This window comes from Natroniella sp. ANB-PHB2 (assembly GCF_046097105.1).
In the GTDB taxonomy this organism is placed as follows: Bacteria; Bacillota; Halanaerobiia; order Halobacteroidales; family Halobacteroidaceae; genus Natroniella.
Genome location: NZ_CP175562.1, coordinates 1,556,567 through 1,573,329 on the forward strand (window position 1 = coordinate 1,556,567; position 16,763 = coordinate 1,573,329).

The 16,763-nt window shown below is 35.0% G+C and carries 17 protein-coding genes; all 17 read right to left on the minus strand.

Going from position 1 to position 16,763, the window contains the following annotated elements; all coding sequences use genetic code 11:
* Positions 1 to 7 precede the first annotated feature (7 nt).
* The gene (locus tag ACKF5P_RS07735; protein WP_408954640.1) at positions 8 to 820 is read right to left on the minus strand and encodes a TlyA family RNA methyltransferase; all 813 of its coding nucleotides are present in this window, start codon (positions 818 to 820) and stop codon (positions 8 to 10) included.
* Position 821: 1 nt separating this feature from the next.
* Entirely contained in the window at positions 822 to 2,711 is a 1,890-nt protein-coding gene (gene dxs, locus ACKF5P_RS07740; RefSeq protein WP_408954641.1) for a 1-deoxy-D-xylulose-5-phosphate synthase, read from the minus strand.
* Positions 2,712 to 2,780: 69 nt separating this feature from the next.
* A complete protein-coding gene (locus ACKF5P_RS07745) occupies positions 2,781 to 3,656 on the minus strand; it encodes a polyprenyl synthetase family protein (RefSeq protein ID WP_408954642.1) in 876 nt (291 codons plus the stop codon).
* Positions 3,656 to 3,904, minus strand: coding sequence for an exodeoxyribonuclease VII small subunit (gene xseB / locus ACKF5P_RS07750; RefSeq protein ID WP_408954643.1), 249 nt, complete (start codon positions 3,902 to 3,904; stop codon positions 3,656 to 3,658). The genes ACKF5P_RS07745 and xseB overlap by 1 nt, the downstream gene beginning before the upstream one ends.
* Positions 3,905 to 4,094: 190 nt before the next feature.
* Positions 4,095 to 5,309 carry an exodeoxyribonuclease VII large subunit gene (xseA, locus tag ACKF5P_RS07755; RefSeq protein WP_408954644.1) on the minus strand — a complete coding sequence of 405 codons (1,215 nt, stop codon included), beginning with the start codon at positions 5,307 to 5,309 and terminating at the stop codon, positions 4,095 to 4,097.
* A 202-nt stretch (positions 5,310 to 5,511) separates the two neighbouring features.
* Complete coding sequence (locus tag ACKF5P_RS07760; RefSeq protein ID WP_408954645.1) at positions 5,512 to 5,661, minus strand: hypothetical protein; 150 nt, start codon at positions 5,659 to 5,661, stop codon at positions 5,512 to 5,514.
* A gap of 178 nt (positions 5,662 to 5,839) precedes the next feature.
* A complete protein-coding gene (locus tag ACKF5P_RS07765) occupies positions 5,840 to 6,502 on the minus strand; it encodes a flavodoxin family protein (protein ID WP_408954646.1) in 663 nt (220 codons plus the stop codon).
* Between the two features lie 102 nt (positions 6,503 to 6,604).
* The gene (locus tag ACKF5P_RS07770) at positions 6,605 to 7,576 is read right to left on the minus strand and encodes a hypothetical protein (RefSeq protein WP_408954647.1); all 972 of its coding nucleotides are present in this window, start codon (positions 7,574 to 7,576) and stop codon (positions 6,605 to 6,607) included.
* A 420-nt stretch (positions 7,577 to 7,996) separates the two neighbouring features.
* Complete coding sequence (gltA, locus tag ACKF5P_RS07775; protein WP_408956642.1) at positions 7,997 to 9,403, minus strand: NADPH-dependent glutamate synthase; 1,407 nt, start codon at positions 9,401 to 9,403, stop codon at positions 7,997 to 7,999.
* On the minus strand, positions 9,360 to 10,211 hold the full coding sequence (locus ACKF5P_RS07780; protein WP_408954648.1) for a sulfide/dihydroorotate dehydrogenase-like FAD/NAD-binding protein: 852 nt from the start codon (positions 10,209 to 10,211) through the stop codon (positions 9,360 to 9,362). The genes gltA and ACKF5P_RS07780 overlap by 44 nt, the downstream gene beginning before the upstream one ends.
* Positions 10,212 to 10,525: 314 nt before the next feature.
* A complete protein-coding gene (locus tag ACKF5P_RS07785) occupies positions 10,526 to 11,473 on the minus strand; it encodes an O-sialoglycoprotein endopeptidase (RefSeq protein ID WP_408954649.1) in 948 nt (315 codons plus the stop codon).
* A gap of 5 nt (positions 11,474 to 11,478) precedes the next feature.
* Complete coding sequence (nusB, locus tag ACKF5P_RS07790; RefSeq protein ID WP_408956643.1) at positions 11,479 to 11,949, minus strand: transcription antitermination factor NusB; 471 nt, start codon at positions 11,947 to 11,949, stop codon at positions 11,479 to 11,481.
* 76 nt (positions 11,950 to 12,025) lie between these two features.
* On the minus strand, positions 12,026 to 12,259 hold the full coding sequence (locus ACKF5P_RS07795; protein ID WP_408954650.1) for a DUF2273 domain-containing protein: 234 nt from the start codon (positions 12,257 to 12,259) through the stop codon (positions 12,026 to 12,028).
* Positions 12,260 to 12,279: 20 nt separating this feature from the next.
* On the minus strand, positions 12,280 to 12,813 hold the full coding sequence (gene amaP / locus ACKF5P_RS07800) for an alkaline shock response membrane anchor protein AmaP (RefSeq protein WP_408954651.1): 534 nt from the start codon (positions 12,811 to 12,813) through the stop codon (positions 12,280 to 12,282).
* 66 nt (positions 12,814 to 12,879) lie between these two features.
* Positions 12,880 to 13,293: an Asp23/Gls24 family envelope stress response protein gene (locus ACKF5P_RS07805; RefSeq protein ID WP_408954652.1), complete on the minus strand. Its 414-nt coding sequence runs from the start codon at positions 13,291 to 13,293 to the stop codon at positions 12,880 to 12,882.
* 66 nt (positions 13,294 to 13,359) lie between these two features.
* Positions 13,360 to 14,712 (minus strand): acetyl-CoA carboxylase biotin carboxylase subunit, encoded by a 1,353-nt coding sequence (accC, locus tag ACKF5P_RS07810; RefSeq protein WP_408954653.1) that lies wholly within the window; start codon positions 14,710 to 14,712, stop codon positions 13,360 to 13,362.
* A 16-nt stretch (positions 14,713 to 14,728) separates the two neighbouring features.
* Positions 14,729 to 16,594 carry an acetyl-CoA carboxylase biotin carboxyl carrier protein gene (gene accB, locus ACKF5P_RS07815; RefSeq protein WP_408954654.1) on the minus strand — a complete coding sequence of 622 codons (1,866 nt, stop codon included), beginning with the start codon at positions 16,592 to 16,594 and terminating at the stop codon, positions 14,729 to 14,731.
* Between the last annotated feature and the right edge of the window lie 169 nt (positions 16,595 to 16,763).

Sequence of the window (16,763 nt, forward strand, 5' to 3'; positions counted from 1 at the left end):
AAATCCATCAATCTAAAGCTTGATGGGCTTCTACAACAACATTTTTTATTTTAGTAGCTAAATTATTAATTTCTTTCTGCTGCTTAAGAGTCAAGTGTACTAAATACTCAATATTATGCCCTTTACCACCAGTAATTGGAGAATAGGAAAGTTCAATCGGACTCAAGGCTATCTCTTGAGCAAAAGAGCAAATTTTAGTAATTACTTCTTGATGAACAGCTGGATCTTTAACAACTCCATTACTATCAACCCTATCTGGACCAGCTTCAAATTGAGGTTTAATCAAGGCTATAATCTCTCCTGCTGGTTTTAATAATCCTTTTAAAGCAGGTAAAATCTTAGTCAAAGAGATGAATGCTACATCGATAGTTCCAATATCCCCCACTTCCTCCAGGTCATCTGGAGCCAAATAACGAGCATTTGTACGCTCCATACTAACAACCCGCTCATCACTTCGTAACTTCCAAGCTAGCTGGTTATAACCTACATCAATAGCATAAACCTTGTTAGCTCCATTTTGCAAAGCACAGTCAGTAAAACCACCAGTTGAAGCGCCAATATCAATTACCAATTTGTCTGTCAAATTCAAATTAAATTCAGCAATTGCCTTCTCTAATTTTAGTCCTCCTCGACTAACATAAGGATGTAGATTACCTTTAACCCTGATCTCAGCTTCAGGGTCAATTTTAGTTCCTGCTTTATCAATCTGTTGATCATTAACATAAACTAAACCCGCCATTATGGAACGCTTAGCTTGAGAACGACTTTTAAACAATCCCTTAGAAGTAACTACTACATCTAATCGTTCCTTTTGTGCCACATTATCCCTCCTGCAAAACTGCTTTAATTTCTGCTTTAATTTCTGCTTTAATTGTTGGTTCATCTAGACCATAACGGGCCAACAACTCATCTTGAGTTCCATGTTCAATAAACTTATCTGGTAGTCCGAAGCGCTTTAAGTTAAGCTGTTGATTATGATCAGCCAATAATTCAGCTACAGCACTACCAAAACCACCTTGTAAAACATGTTCCTCAATAGTAAACAAAGTATCAAATTCAGCAGCTAAATTTAGAATTAATTCTTGATCTAAAGGCTTAACAAATCGACTGTTAACAACAGTTAAATTCAACCCTTCTTCTTGGGCCAACTGCCGAGCAACCTCTAAAGCTGGATAGACCATTGAGCCAATAGCTAGAATTACTGCATCCTTTCCTTCTTTAAGCACTTCCGCTTTACCAATCTCCAAGATTTGATTGTCAGTTAACTCTACTCCAAAAGTCTCTCCACGTGGATAACGAACAGAGATTGGCCCTGCTTCATAATTAGCAGCCGTTAATAACATATCTTGCAATTCATTTTCATCCTTTGGAGCCATAACCGTCATATTAGGTAGATGTCGTAAATAAGCATAATCAAAAACCCCCTGATGAGTTCCCCCATCTCTACCTACCAACCCAGCTCGATCGATTGCAAATTTAACAGGTGCTTGCTGTAAACAGACATCATGTAAAACTTGATCATAACCACGTTGCAAAAAGCTTGAATACAAAGTAACAAAAGGCTTAACAGAATTTAATGCCAAACCAGCTCCTAAGGTAACCGCATGTTGCTCAGCAATACCAACATCATAAAATCGATCAGGAAACTTGTCCGCAAATCGATTCAGCCCTGTTCCTGATGGCATAGCAGCAGTGATTGCTACAATATCCTCATTTTCCTCAGCTAGATCAACCAAAGTTTGGCTAAAGATGTCTGTATAAGTTGGATTTTTACGCTTCCTCTTTCCTTTACCCGTCCTAATATTAAACGGGCCAACACCATGAAATTGAGAAGGGTTCTCTTCAGCAGGAAGATATCCTTTCCCTTTAGTCGTTAAAGCATGAATTAAGACTGGCCCTCCTAGTTGTTGGGCATCCTTAATATGGGTCTGAACCGATTTCAGATCATGACCATCAATTGGCCCTAAATATGTAAATCCAAACTCCTCAAATAAAACCCCAGATACAACTAAATACTTAAGAGCATTCTTCATTGCTCCAGCTGTCTTTAAGAGCTTATCACCAAAGCTAGGAATCTTTTGTAATAAATCTTCTACATCTTGTTTAGCTTTATGAATACGAGGGTTAGTTCTCAATTTATCTAAATAATTAGAAACAGCTCCCACATTTTTAGAAATTGACATTTCATTATCATTTAGTAGTACAATTAAATCTTTACCTAAATCTCCAGCATGATTTAAAGCTTCAAAAGCCATACCTGCTGTTAAAGCACCATCTCCAATTACTGCTACAATCGTCTCATCATCCCCTTTAACATCACGAGCACAAGCCATTCCTAATGCAGCAGAAATAGAAGTACTACTATGTCCTACATCCAAATGATCATGAAGGCTTTCAGTAGTTTTAGGAAATCCACTTATCCCATCCAATTGACGTAAGGTTGCAAAGTCATCAGCCCTCCCTGTCAATATTTTATGGGCATAGGCTTGATGTCCAACGTCCCAAATTATCTTATCAGTAGGACTATCTAAAATAGAATGTAGAGCAATTATTAGTTCAACTGCACCTATAGAAGAAGCTAGATGACCACCAGTTTTAGATAAGGTTAAAATGATCTTACTTCTAACTTCTTGAGCCAGATCAGATAACTGCTTAATTGATAAGTCTTTTAAATCCTGGGGCGAATCTATCTCAGATAACAACTCTGTCATAATCTAAATCACCTTCTTTTATTAGTTTTCAGTCAATAATTAATAATTTGTTAATATATATCAAACATTTTAATATTCTCGTTCTATAATGTAATCTGCTAATTTTCTTAATATCTCTGCTTGCTCTCCAAAGATACTGACTGCTTCTTTAGCTCTTTGGCAATTCTCGCTAGCCATCTCCTTTGACCGTTCTAACCCATAAACTGCCGGGAAAGTAGCTTTATCACTTTCTAAATCACTCCCAACATCTTTGCCTATCTTCTCAGCATCACCTTCAATATCCAATACATCATCAACAATCTGAAAAGCTAATCCAATACCTTGAGCATAATCCTGTAAGGCAGCTAGCTCTTGTCGTGTAGCCCCTCCCAAAATAGCTCCTATACTGACTGCTGCTTCTAACAAAGCTCCAGTCTTATGAGTATGAATATACTCTAATTCTTCTTTATCTACCTCTTTTCCTTCAGCTAATATATCAGCAGCCTGACCTCCAACCATCCCTTGCTTACCAGCAGCTTTAGCTAACTTTTTAGTTGCTAATAAAACCCGTTCAGCAGGTAGATCATCTATTTCAGCTAATAACTCAAAAGCATAAGTCAACAATGCATCACCTGCTAAAACAGCCATCCCTTGTCCAAAAACTTTATGGTTAGTCTTCTTACCCCGTCTAAAGTCATCATCATCCATACATGGTAAATCATCATGGATCAATGAATAATTATGTATTAACTCTAAAGCACAAGCTGCCGGTAAGATCTTCTTTTCTTCTTCACCTACTAATTTAGCGGCTACTAAAGTTAAAATTGGCCTTAACCTCTTCCCGCCAGCTAAAACACTATACCTCATTGCCTGATGTAATCTTTCAGGCTTAGCCTCTTCTAAACACTCATTTAAAGCCTCATTAATTACTTTTCCTTTAGTTAAAATAAATTCCTTGATATCCATTAGTTTGCTCCTTTTTCTCCATAATTATCATAAATTTCAGTTTTAATTTCTCCTGCTTCTTCTTTAATGACTTCTACCTTTCCTTCTGCCTTTTCTAATTTTTGAGAACAAAATTTGGTCAATTTGATTCCATTTTCAAATTTATCCAAAGATTCTGCTAAAGGTAATTCTCCTCTTTCCAACTCCTTAACAATACTTTCTAATTGCTCTAAAGCTTCTTCAAAGGATAGTTCAACTTCAATCGACATTGACCCCACTCCTTATTACTAATTATTCACCACTATATTTATTTCTACATCAAATGAGTATCTCCTTCAATATATGGATTCCATCTTTATTATACCTATTTTTAACAACTTTAAAATCAATCTCTTGATTTTATTGGGAAATTTAAACCACTTTGATTTAGATTAAATTAACTTTATCTTGAATTTGTATTCATTTTCCTAAGCTTTCAATTTCAGTTCTTTCTACTTGGCAAAATAACTTTCCATCTTTTAACCTCACTCCAATTTTTTCTCCTGCTTTTACTTGCTCAACTGATTTAACTTCTTTTTTTGTGTCAGCTTTATAAGTCAAACTATAACCTCGGGCCAACGTATTCAATGGAGAAAGAGAGTTAAGTTGAACTACAATAGACTCTAACCTCTCTTGTTTATAAGCCAATTTATTACTAATACTTCCCCTTAATTCCATTTCCAATTCATCTATTCTTTGCAGATGATCTTGTAATTGTTGCTCTAATAACCCAAAAATTTCTCGTTCCTTAAGATAAGTCAACCTCTCAGTTAAATAATTAAGTTTACTTTCCATAGCTTTAATCAAATTATCTTCCAATTTAATTAAGTACCTTTTGAGCTCTTTAGCATCAGAAACAACTAATTCAGCCGCTGCTGAAGGGGTTGGTGCTCTCAAATCAGCTACAAAATCAGCAATTGTAAAATCAGTTTCATGCCCTACAGCAGAAATAACAGGGATCTCAGAATTAAAAATAGTTCGAGCCAATTGCTCTTTATTAAATGCCCATAAATCCTCTAGCGATCCTCCTCCACGACCAATAATAATCACATCAACATCTGTTTGATTCAACATTTCTAAAGCAGTAATTAAACTATCCTCTGCTGCCTTTCCTTGTACCTTAGCCGGTGCAATTAAGACAGAAACATTGGCAAACCTACGCTTGATTACGCTGATCATATCCTGAATGGCGGCTCCAGTTGGAGAAGTTATAACCCCTACTTTAGCAGGGATTTGAGGAATCGCTCTTTTATATTCCTCACTAAATAAACCTTCTTGTTCCAATTTATCTTTTAATTGTTCAAAAGCTATGTATAATGAACCAATCCCATCAGGCTCTAAATCACTGATGTATAATTGATATTCTCCTCGTACAGAATAAACACCTACTCTTCCAGTAGCAATGACTGACATCCCATCTTCTGGTTCAAATTTCAAATTGCGATTATTGCTTCTAAACATAACCGCCTTGATTTGAGAATCCTGATCTTTTAAAGTAAAATACATATGACCTGAAGAATGGGCATGAAAATTAGAAATCTCCCCCTTAATTAAGAGTTGATTTAAATTAGGATCAGCTGTCAGCACTTCTTTGATATAATTAGTAACTTCTGAAACAGACCAAATATAATCCATAATATCATCTTCTTTCCTTTTTAGATTATACAATTATATTATAACACAAAAAGATAAAAAACTCAGAAATAAAATAAATCACTTCAATCAATCTAATATTACTATATCTTTTAATAACAAGAACGCTTTTAAACTTCTTAGCAAAAAAAAAACCGGTTACACCGGCCAAAGCTATTACTAAATTTCTTTCTCTTTATTTAAATTATTCAGGCATCACATATAAATTGGCCCAGCCACCATAACCTAAACTCCGATATCTTACAGCTTCTTTCTTCTCCTGCTTAGAATCGACATTATCTTGAGACTGAGCAACTACCTTCTCACTACTCACTTTTCCTTTAGTACTCCCCATTTTTTCTCCTCCTCATTACTCAATACTTAACTTCACTACTATTACCTGTTATTATAAAAAAAATCACCCTCTTTTTCAAGATCAAATAAAATTAATTTTTAATCTTCCTTAATATCAATCTTCCCTAAATCAAATAACTATACTAACAAGAAGGAGGTATTAATCTATCTTTTTGACTTTAATTATCTTTTATTTTTTGAGCTACTCTTAATCCTACTTCTCTTAATTTAGCAATTACACTATTCCTTCTAGCTTGATGAGAGGTTTGATTGTATAAATTTGGAATCTTATCTGGAGTAATTTCCAGCGGTAAATCATAAATTTCCGCTAAACCTCCTACTGCACACCGCTCTCCATATCCACAAGTAAAGCAAGCATACTCTCCTTGCACCTCTATCTCACCAACAATTTCAAGTCTAGCATCTACAAAGAACCTCCTGATATCTTCTAGTGCTGCTGTCGAATTACCATCTCCACTAACTCCTATAGCTACTCCTATTTTATCCTGCAAAGGAAAATGAGCATTATGGCGAATACTAAAGCAGATACGCTCCCAAAAACTTCGCCCTTTAGCATTAATTCCTTCCCAATACTCAGGAGCCCCAAAGACAACCCCTTCCGCTTGCTCCATTTTGATAAAAATTTGATTCAACCCATCATCTTTAACACAACGATAGGTCTCTACACAGCCATTACAAGCATCACATGTTAACAATTCAAAGTCAGATAATGAAAAAATTTCCGTATCTAACCCAGTTTCTTCTAAAACAATCTTTACAGCTTCTTCTGTTATCTTTCCTTTTCGCCCTGCACTAATACCTATAATTTTCTGTTGACTCATCATTAACCTCCTTATCTAGTCATATATATAACTTTCATCTCAAATTTAAATTTCAATAAAAAAATGCAGGTACCTTCATTACCTACATTAGGACCTAAAAATTTAATTATGTGGTAAGTTAGAAACCGTTGGCCCTTCTTTAGTACTAATTTCAATTCCTGAGTTTTTACTAAAATCAGTTAATCTATACATATTAACCGCAAAGACTTCAAATTCAATATAAGTAGTTAATTTATCTGTATCATAAGAACTTAGCAAACTTGTATCAGAAAAAGTATATGACTCAGAAGCAACTAAAGTAACCGCATCACTAATCAACTCTTCTTGTTCATCATACAGACTAATCCAAAGTTTATAAAGTTCACTATTGCTTGCAGACCACTCCAATATTATAGAATCCTCTTCTCCTCCTATCCATCCATCTATATCACCTGTTATCTCTAAATTACCTACTTGCTTAGGAACTTCAACCTCCTTTGCAGTCCAGCCCAACAGCGGATGAATGATCTTTATAGTTATCACATCTTCATTCTCTAACTTTAGATCCCCTTCCCGATAACTAAATAAACTGACCAAACCATCATCATAAGCATTATCAAATTGTAACATTACATCATTAACTACTATCTCTGTATCACTAAATTTTTGAGCTTGATTAGACCCGTTAAGTTTCCGAATAGAAGCAGATGCTTCATAATTAGCCTTACTACTATCAGGATCTAAACTCAACCAGATCAATATATCTTCCAACCATTCCTCTTCTACGAAATAAAGATTATCCCTATCCATACCTACTTCAACATTATTAGGATAAAAGTTCTTCCCTTCTTTGATTGGTTCAACCCTTACGCTCTCTTTTAAACCGGTTTTACTCCATCTTCCTTCTTGATCTGTCTCAACAGTTCCCAAAGCACCAAAATCAAAACTAACACCTTCTATACCTCTACCTTGATTATCTACCACTTGACCAGTAATTTCATATCCACTATCCCTCATAAAGCTAGGGCCTCCCATAGATCTAAAAACTAATCCAACTATTATCATAACACCTATCAGGAGTATATACTTCTTCATTATTCTCCCCCCTTTAGTTCATACTCTCATCTAAAACAAAAGCTACTATCCCACTATTATAGTACTTTTGTAAGATAACTCTCAGTCGTCAACTATCAACTTAAAACCTTTAAAAAGATATCAACAAGTCGATAAACTAGCTACACATAAACTTCCAACATCTTATTTTAACTGAGATTAATCCGGTTTATAAAGTATATTAGAATTAGTTCTAGATTAATCATTTTTCACCTGCTAAATTTTACACATTATTCATCTTTATAGCAAATAAACCAAATGATTTCTGTATATAATCTAGGGTTAATCCTTATTCTAGGCAACCATTTAAAAACCTTAAAGATAAACAGCACTCATAATTTCCTAACCAATTAAAAAAACAGATTATAGGAATTCTATAACCTGCTTTTAATCAGCTTTTCTTTAATTATTCTTCTTTTGGAGGTACTGATCAATTGCTTGAGCAACCTTTTTACCAGCTCCCATAGCTTCAATTACAGTTGCTGCACCAGTTACAATGTCTCCACCAGCAAAAACACCTTCTTTAGTCGTCATTCCTGTCTCCTCATCAACCTTAATCGTACCCCAATCTTTCGTTTCAATCTCTGGAGTATCATTAATCAAGATTGGATTAGGGCTTTGACCAATTGCCATAATCACCTGATCAACATCTAAGGTCCATTCTGAATCTTCTATTGGAATTGGTCGCCTTCTACCTGACTGATCAGGCTCCCCTAATTCCATCTTAATGCATTCCATTCCTGTTACAAATCCATCATCATCACCCAAAATCTTAGTTGGGTTATTCAATAAATTAAATTTAACCCCTTCTGCTTGAGCATGCTCAATTTCTTCTTCTCTAGCAGGCATCTCTTCTCTACTACGTCGATAAACAATTATCGACTTTTCAGCCCCTAACCTCAAAGCAGTTCGCGCTGCATCCATAGCTACATTTCCTGCCCCTACGACTGCTACTTTCTTTCCAGTGTAGACTGGAGTCTTATATTTAGGGAATTGATAAGCTTTCATCAGATTAACCCTAGTTAAAAATTCATTAGCTGAATAAACACCATTTAAATTCTCTCCTTCGATCCCTAAAAAGCGTGGTAACCCTGCACCTGTACTGACAAAAACTGCTTGATATCCCTTAACAAATAACTCGTCTAAACTCTTTATCTTTCCAATCACTTGATTGTATCTAATTTCAACCCCTAATTCTTCGATCTTTTCAACTTCATCTTGGACAATACTCTTAGGCAATCTAAACTCAGGAATTCCATAAGTCAATACTCCACCGGCCTTATGAAATGCTTCAAAAATAGTCACTTGATAACCTAGCTTGGCCAAATCAGCTGCTGCTGTCAAACCTGCTGGCCCTGAGCCTATTACTGCCACTTGCCCTTTTTCTTGAGCAACTTTTTCAACTTCCTCTTGCTCACGAATATAATCAGCTACAAAACGTTCCAACCTACCAATCGCTACTGGTTGATTCTTATTACCAACTATACATTCAGCTTCACATTGTTCTTCTTGAGGACATACTCTACCACAAACAGCAGGTAAGCTATTCTTTTCTTTAACCTTCTTAGCTGCTGCTGCAAAATCGCCTTCTGCTATCAAATCGATAAATTCAGGAATATCGACTCGAACCGGACAGCCCTCCTTACAAACAGGATTAGAACATTGTAAACATCTCTTAGCTTCATTGATTGCATCCTCTTTAGAGTAACCTAGTGCTACTTCATTAAAATTGTTGGCCCTCTTTTTAGGATCTTGTAGGGGCATTTTAGTTTTCTCTTTTTGCACGGCAATCAGCTCCCCAAAACTCATGTTCTTTAACTTTTTCTTCTTTATCTTGGTATGTTTTACTTCTTTGTAATTGTTCATTGAAATCTACTAAGTGGCCATCAAAAGCTGGCCCATCAACACAAGAAAACTTAGTCTCTCCACCAACTGTAACTCGACAACCTCCACACATCCCTGTTCCATCAACCATTAATGAATTTAAACTGACCATTGTATCTATATCATACTCTTTAGTCACTTCTGCTACAAATTTCATCATAATCATTGGGCCAATTGCAATTACCAGGTCAAACTGATCGTCTTCAGTCAAAATCTCTTCTAGTTGATCAGTTACAAATCCTTTTCTTCCTTTTGAACCATTATCAGTTGTAATATATAACTCTTGGCTCAAATCAGCCAAGTCTTCTTCTAAGATCAGTAACTCTTCACTTTGAGCCCCTAAGATCGTAATCAACTCGACTCCTTTTTTAGCTAACGATTTAACCTTAGGATATAAAGGAGCTGCTCCTAACCCTCCAGCAACACAAATAACCCGATCATAATCTTCAGTTTCAATAGGTTTCCCCAACGGGCCAACTAGATCTAAAAAACTATCATCAATTTCTAAATCACAGATCTGCTTACTGCTAAAACCAACCTCTTGAACAATAATTGTAACACTTCCTTGCTCTCGATCATAATCAGCAACTGTTAAAGGAATTCGCTCAGCAAATTCATCTACTCTAACTATTAGAAAATGTCCAGGCTCTGCTTTAGCTGCTATCTGGGGAGCTGATATTTCAAATTTTTGAATTTTAGGTGCTAATTCTTCTTTCTCTAAAATCTGATACATTCTAGACCCTCCTCTAATTCTCTTTAAAAATGATCTTTATTGTAAGTTAATTATAAACTCTAAACTTATTATATATAGCTTAAGTTTAAGTCTAAGTTTAAGTAAGAACTAAAAACCCTTATGTTCTTAACGATTGTCTTAGGCTTAACCTCAACCTTAAGCTTAAGCTATTTTGTAATTTATATTATAGACTTACAAATAAAAGTAAGTAATCAATAACTAATCTTTATTATACTATAATAAAAACATTTTCACAATATACAATTTGATTTTTAAAAATTTCCAGAACCATCTAGAGGGTAATGATACTTTACTTAACTTTTTGTCTCTAGCTCCAATGCCAATGCTGCAGTTCCTACGGCGTTATCGCTACTCCACTTTGGATCGGCAAAGTATAATTTAGCTCCAACCCCAGGATGCTCTAATCTCTTCTTTAATCTTGCTCTTATATATTGATTAGCTGCTACTCCACCTACAATTAAGATATCTGTTACATCTTCTTTCCCAATAGCCTTTCTTAATACTTTCTCTACTGTATTGGCAATCGCTTGTTGGACTGCTAAAGCAATATCCGCTTTCTTCTCTCCTGCTTCAATCGCTCTCATTGCTGCTGATGTTGGCCCTGAAAAGCTCATCTGATAACCATCAACTGCTGAAGGAATGACAACTTCTCCTAATTCACCTTCCCAAGCTAACCTTTCTAAACTTGGCCCAGCAGGAAAAGAAAACCCTAGTTCTACTCCTACCCGATCAATAAATTGGCCCGCATGTAGATCTTGACTGGTACCCAATACTTCTACTACAAAACCTAACCCCTGCTTATTACTGACCTTTAATAACTCAGATGTACCACCAGATAAATGAATTGCTAAAAACTTTTCAACATCTAATCCTGCCGACCACACTCCAGCCATTAAATGACTTTCTTGATGAGAAACTTCAAACAAAGGCAAGTCTAAAATACTAGCTAAACTTTTAGCTTGGCCCTCACCAACTCTAAAAACGGGCATATAAGAATCAGCTTGAGAAGTTGGCCTTGTGCTGACTACAACCTTAGTTAACTCTCCCTTTTTACCTTCAACTACTTCAGCAATTACCTGTGGTAATTTATTAACATGTTGAAAGACTGCTTCTGATTGCCGAAGCCCTCTTTCCCCTCGCTCAACTTCTAACCGTTCTCTTTTTTGAGTAACCAACTCTCCAGAAGAAGCTAATAAGGCTGCTGAAGTAGTATAATTACTCGTATCAATCCCTAAAATCAATTGAACTAATCCTCCTCCCTTATTTCTAAAGAATCAGCTATATTACCCAATACTCCATTTACAAACTTACTAGATTGTTGGTCACTAAAACTTTTAGCTAATTCTACCGCTTCATTAATTGATACTGCAATTGGTATCTCTGCTTGATGTAAAATTTCATAAACAGCTAATCTAATAATACTTTTATCAACTTTACTCATTCGCTCAATTTTCCAGCCTACTGTATTTTGAGTAATCAATCGATCAATCTGCTCTAAATTATTTACTGTCCCTTCAATTATCTCTACTAAAAATCCTGAACTTAAATCTAATTCCGGTTGTTCTTGGCTTAAAATACTCAAATTCTCTTCTAAGCCCTCTTTGTTAATATCCATTTGATATAAAACCTGAATAGCAATCTCTCTTGCTTGATGTCTATTTACATTACAACTAATTTTAATCTCCTCCTCTTTTAATCCATCCCCAAAGCAAATAATTTATTCAATTCAAAAAACCACCTATTCTCAGCAGGTGGCTTAGAATTAATCTTAATTTAATAAAAAATAACTGTTTTTATTCATTAGGAGGCAAAATATCATTAATTATATCTCTGAAATCTTCCCTACGATCAAATCTTGCTCCTAAATAAAAACCAATTACCATCCACACTAAAATAAAAATAGCTAAAATAACTCCAAATCTAATAATCAACAAAGAGATAAACATTCCCAATAATGTACCCAAAATTCTGCCTTTATAATCACTCAAGAGGCTTAAAAATTGCATTAGATCATCCAATTCAATCATTTAAATAAACACCTCTTTTTTTAATCTAATCTCGTTGCTTCTTCTGATTGAAGCTCCCTAATCAAAATTTCTACTTGACCAACCTTAACTCCTGTAGATTGAGTTACCTGTTCTTTAATAATCTCTTGTAATTTTTGAGTCAAGTTAGGTATATTAGTTTCAGTATATACTACTAACTTCAAATAAATATGTACTCCCTTATCTTTAATTTTAATCTTCGAATTGCTCTCTACAACTTTATCTTCTTGCTCAACTAATTTCCTAACTAAACTATTAATTGCCTCTAAACTTATCATAATTGTTCCTGTCTTTGCATTATCTACTACAGCAGACTTGCTTTTTTTTCTTCTAAATAATAGTTGTAAAATCCTAACTGACATTAAAAAGAAGATTAAACCAATAACCCCTACTTCAACTCTACCCTCTAACCCTCTAATAAATTCGAATAAATGTTGAAAAGAAACCAAATCTACTGCTAACCCAATCATTACTGAAGACAGAAGAATCAGTATCACTGTAAATAATAGCATAAAAAATTTATCAAGCAACTTCACTTTTACTCACCTCTTAATAAGCATATAAGCTAACTCTGTTTAAACAGAGTTAGCTTTTACTATCAATTATCTTACTCTATGAACCTCCGTTGTCTCCCCCTCTTCTTCAACTACTACTTCATCTTTATCTTCATCTTCAAAACTGACACCTTGTACATGAATATTAACTTCTACTACATCTAAGCCAGTCATATTTTCAATAGCATTCTTTACACTTTCTTGAATCTTCCAAGATACATCAGGAATGCTGACTCCATAATTCATAATTACATATAAATCTATTGCAGCTTCAGTTTCACCAACTTCAACTTTAACACCTTTAGTCAAATTCTTTCTACCTAACATCTCAGCAATACCACCGGCTAATCCTCCACTCATTCCAGCTACACCTTCAACTTCAGTAGCAGCTAAACCAGCAATAATACTGACCACTTCATTAGCAATTCTAATTGCTCCCACACTATTATCTGTCTGGCTCATTCTTCTTTCCCCCTTCTCCAATTTAAAAACCTCTAATTAATTTATCAATTGTTAAATAAAGGAGACTCATTCTTCATTATGTGTTATATGCTCCTCAATAAATCCTGTATCAAAGTTACCTGCAATAAAGTATTCATTTTGTAATACTTCTTTGTGAAATGGAATAGTTGTCTTAATTCCTTCAATTTTAAATTCATTCAATGCCCTTAACATTCTCTTACGAGCCTCTTCACGATCACGACCCCAAGTTATTAATTTAGCAACCATTGAATCATAAAAAGGAGGAATCATATAATTAGGGTATACACCACTATCAATTCTAACTCCTAATCCTCCTGGAATGATATACTCATTTATATTACCAGGGGAAGGTCTAAAGTTCTTACTAGGGTCTTCAGCATTAATTCTACATTCAATAGATGCACCACTAATCTCAATTTCATCTTGTGTATAACCTAATTCTTCTCCTGCGGCTATTCTGATCTGCTCCTTGATAATATCTATTCCTGTTACCAGTTCAGTAACAGGATGTTCTACCTGAATTCTTGTATTCATCTCAATAAAGTAATAATTATCATGTTTATCAAGTAACATCTCTATTGTCCCAGCATTATGATAATCAACCGCTTTAGCAGCTTTAATTGCTGCTAAACCCATTTCGTCCCTCAACTCAGGGTCAATAGCTGGTGATGGTGCTTCTTCAATTACTTTTTGGTGACGCCTTTGAATTGAACAATCACGCTCACCTAAATGAACTACATTTCCATGTTCATCAGCTAAAATTTGAAATTCAATATGGCGTGGTTTTTCAACATATTTTTCTAGATAAACTTCAGCATTACCAAAGGCAGCTTCTGCCTCCGAACTAGCTGTTTGGAATGCTTGAATTACTTCATCACTATTATGAGCAACTCTCATTCCTCGACCGCCTCCACCAAAGGAAGCTTTAACAATAACTGGATATCCAATATCTTCTGCAATTTCAACTGCTCTTTCTTTATTCTCTAAAACACCTTCAGTCCCAGGTACTACTGGCACTCCCGCTTCAATCATTGTTTCTCTAGCAACTGATTTATCTCCCATTCTTCTAATACTTTCAGCTTTTGGCCCAATAAATTTAAAGCCACACTCTTCGCAAACCTCTGCAAAGTCTGCATTTTCTGATAAAAAGCCATAACCAGGATGAATAGCATCTACATTAGCAATTTCAGCTACACTGATCAAACTAGGAATATTTAAGTAACTTTCATTTGATGAAGCAGCTCCAATACAATATGATTCATCAGCACATTTAACATGTAGTGAATCTTTATCTGCTTCAGAGTAGACTGCTACAGCTTTTATATCAAGCTCTTGGCATGCTCTAATAATTCTTAGTGCAATTTCGCCTCGATTTGCTATCAATATTTTATCAAACATTTTATCACTGCTCCTTTTATACTCTTTCAACAACAAACAACGGTTGACCGTATTCAATTGGTTCTGCATCTTCTATTAATATATCAACAATTTTACACTTAAATTCAGCTTCAATTTCATTCATTAATTTCATTGCTTCAATAATACATACCGTATCACCTTCTTCAACTATATCTCCTACCTTTACAAATGGGTCAGCATCTGGTGCAGGTGCACGATAGAATGTTCCAACCATTGGAGCTTCAATCTTCTCTCCTGCTGCTGGAGCTTTAGCAACCTTAGTATCTTCTTTAGTATCTTCTTTATCAGCCTCAACAACAATTGTTTCATCTTCTACAGCTTGAGTAGTAACATTCTCACTAGCTTCTTGACTTACAACCTTTCCACCTTTCTTAATACTTACTTTTGTCCCGTCATTTTCCAAATTAATCTCTGAAATATCAGTTTCATCTAACATCTGAACTAATTCCTTAATATCTTTTAATTCCATATTTTCTTCCTCCTCTGAAATTTTATTATTATTATTTTCCCCAAAAATATTCTTATCTTGCTTTCTTCTCTTTAAGAACTTTAAAGCAACTTGAGGAAATAAAGCATAACTGAGATAATCTTCTTCTTTCTCTACATATTGTTCCACTTCATCTTTAATATCATCCAGGATTGGATCTAATAAATCAGCTGGTCGACAAGTAATTGGTTCTTCATCACCAATTGCTAACTCTTTAATTTCTGGATCAACTTCAGCTGGCGGCTTACCATAATATCCTTTAATGTAAGATTTGACCTCATCTGGGATTACCTTATATCTTTCACCTAATAATACATTAAATACCGATTGCACTCCTACCACCTGACTCGTAGGAGTCACTAATGGTGGATAACCTAACTCTTTTCTTACTTTTGGAATTTCATTCAATACATCTTGAATTCTATCCAATGAATCTTGCTCTTCTAATTGAGAAATTAAGTTAGACATCATCCCACCTGGTACTTGATGAGAAAAAGTCTGCATATCAGTAATCTTAGTAACTCCACGATCAAATCCTCTTTTTCTTCTGACTTGTTCAAAATAACTATCTATATCAAATAACTGATCTAGATTAAAACCAGTATCATATTTCGTATCATCTAAAATAGCAGTCATTGTCTCTACAGGTGGCTGCGAAGAACCAAAAGCTAAGGAGGCAGTAGCAGTATCAACAACATCAACTCCAGCTTCAATAGCCTTTACATATGTAGGCATTGCTAATCCACCAATATAATGACTGTGTAATTGAATTGGTACTTCTATTTCTTCTTTTAATGATGATACTAAATCATAAGCTCTATATGGTCTCAACAAACCAGCCATATCTTTAATACAGATAGAATCTGCCCCCATTTGTTGTAAAGTAACCGCAGTCTCTACATAATGTTCTATTGTATGCACTGGACTTACTGTATAAGATATAGTTGCTTGTGCATGTTTACCTGTCTCTTTTACTGCTTGCACAGCAGTTCTCATATTTCTAACATCATTTAATGCATCAAAAATTCTAAAGATATCTATTCCATTCTCAGCTGCTTTCTCAACAAATTTTCTAACCACGTCATCAGGATAATGTTTATAGCCAACTACATTCTGTGCCCTTAATAACATCTGCAACGGCGTATTGCTAATATAACTATCTAATAATCTTAGCCTTTCCCACGGATCTTCTTGTAAAAAACGCATACATACATCAAAAGTTGCTCCTCCCCATACCTCGAACGAATGGTAACCTACTTCATCCATCTTCCCAACTATCGGTAGCATATCCTCAGTTTTCATTCTAGTTGCCCATAGAGATTGATGAGCATCTCTTAATGTAGTATCTGTGATCTTAACCTTCTTTTTTTCCATTTTTCTCCCTCCTATATTACTCACTACTTATTCTTCTATAATATCACTTGTTCTCCTCTTTTATAAAAACAGATTGTTCTAATAAAAAATTAAGAGAAAAACTCAGGTAATAAACAACTCACCTGAGCTAAACGATAAACTTATCTAACTATTATATCTTATTTCCTTC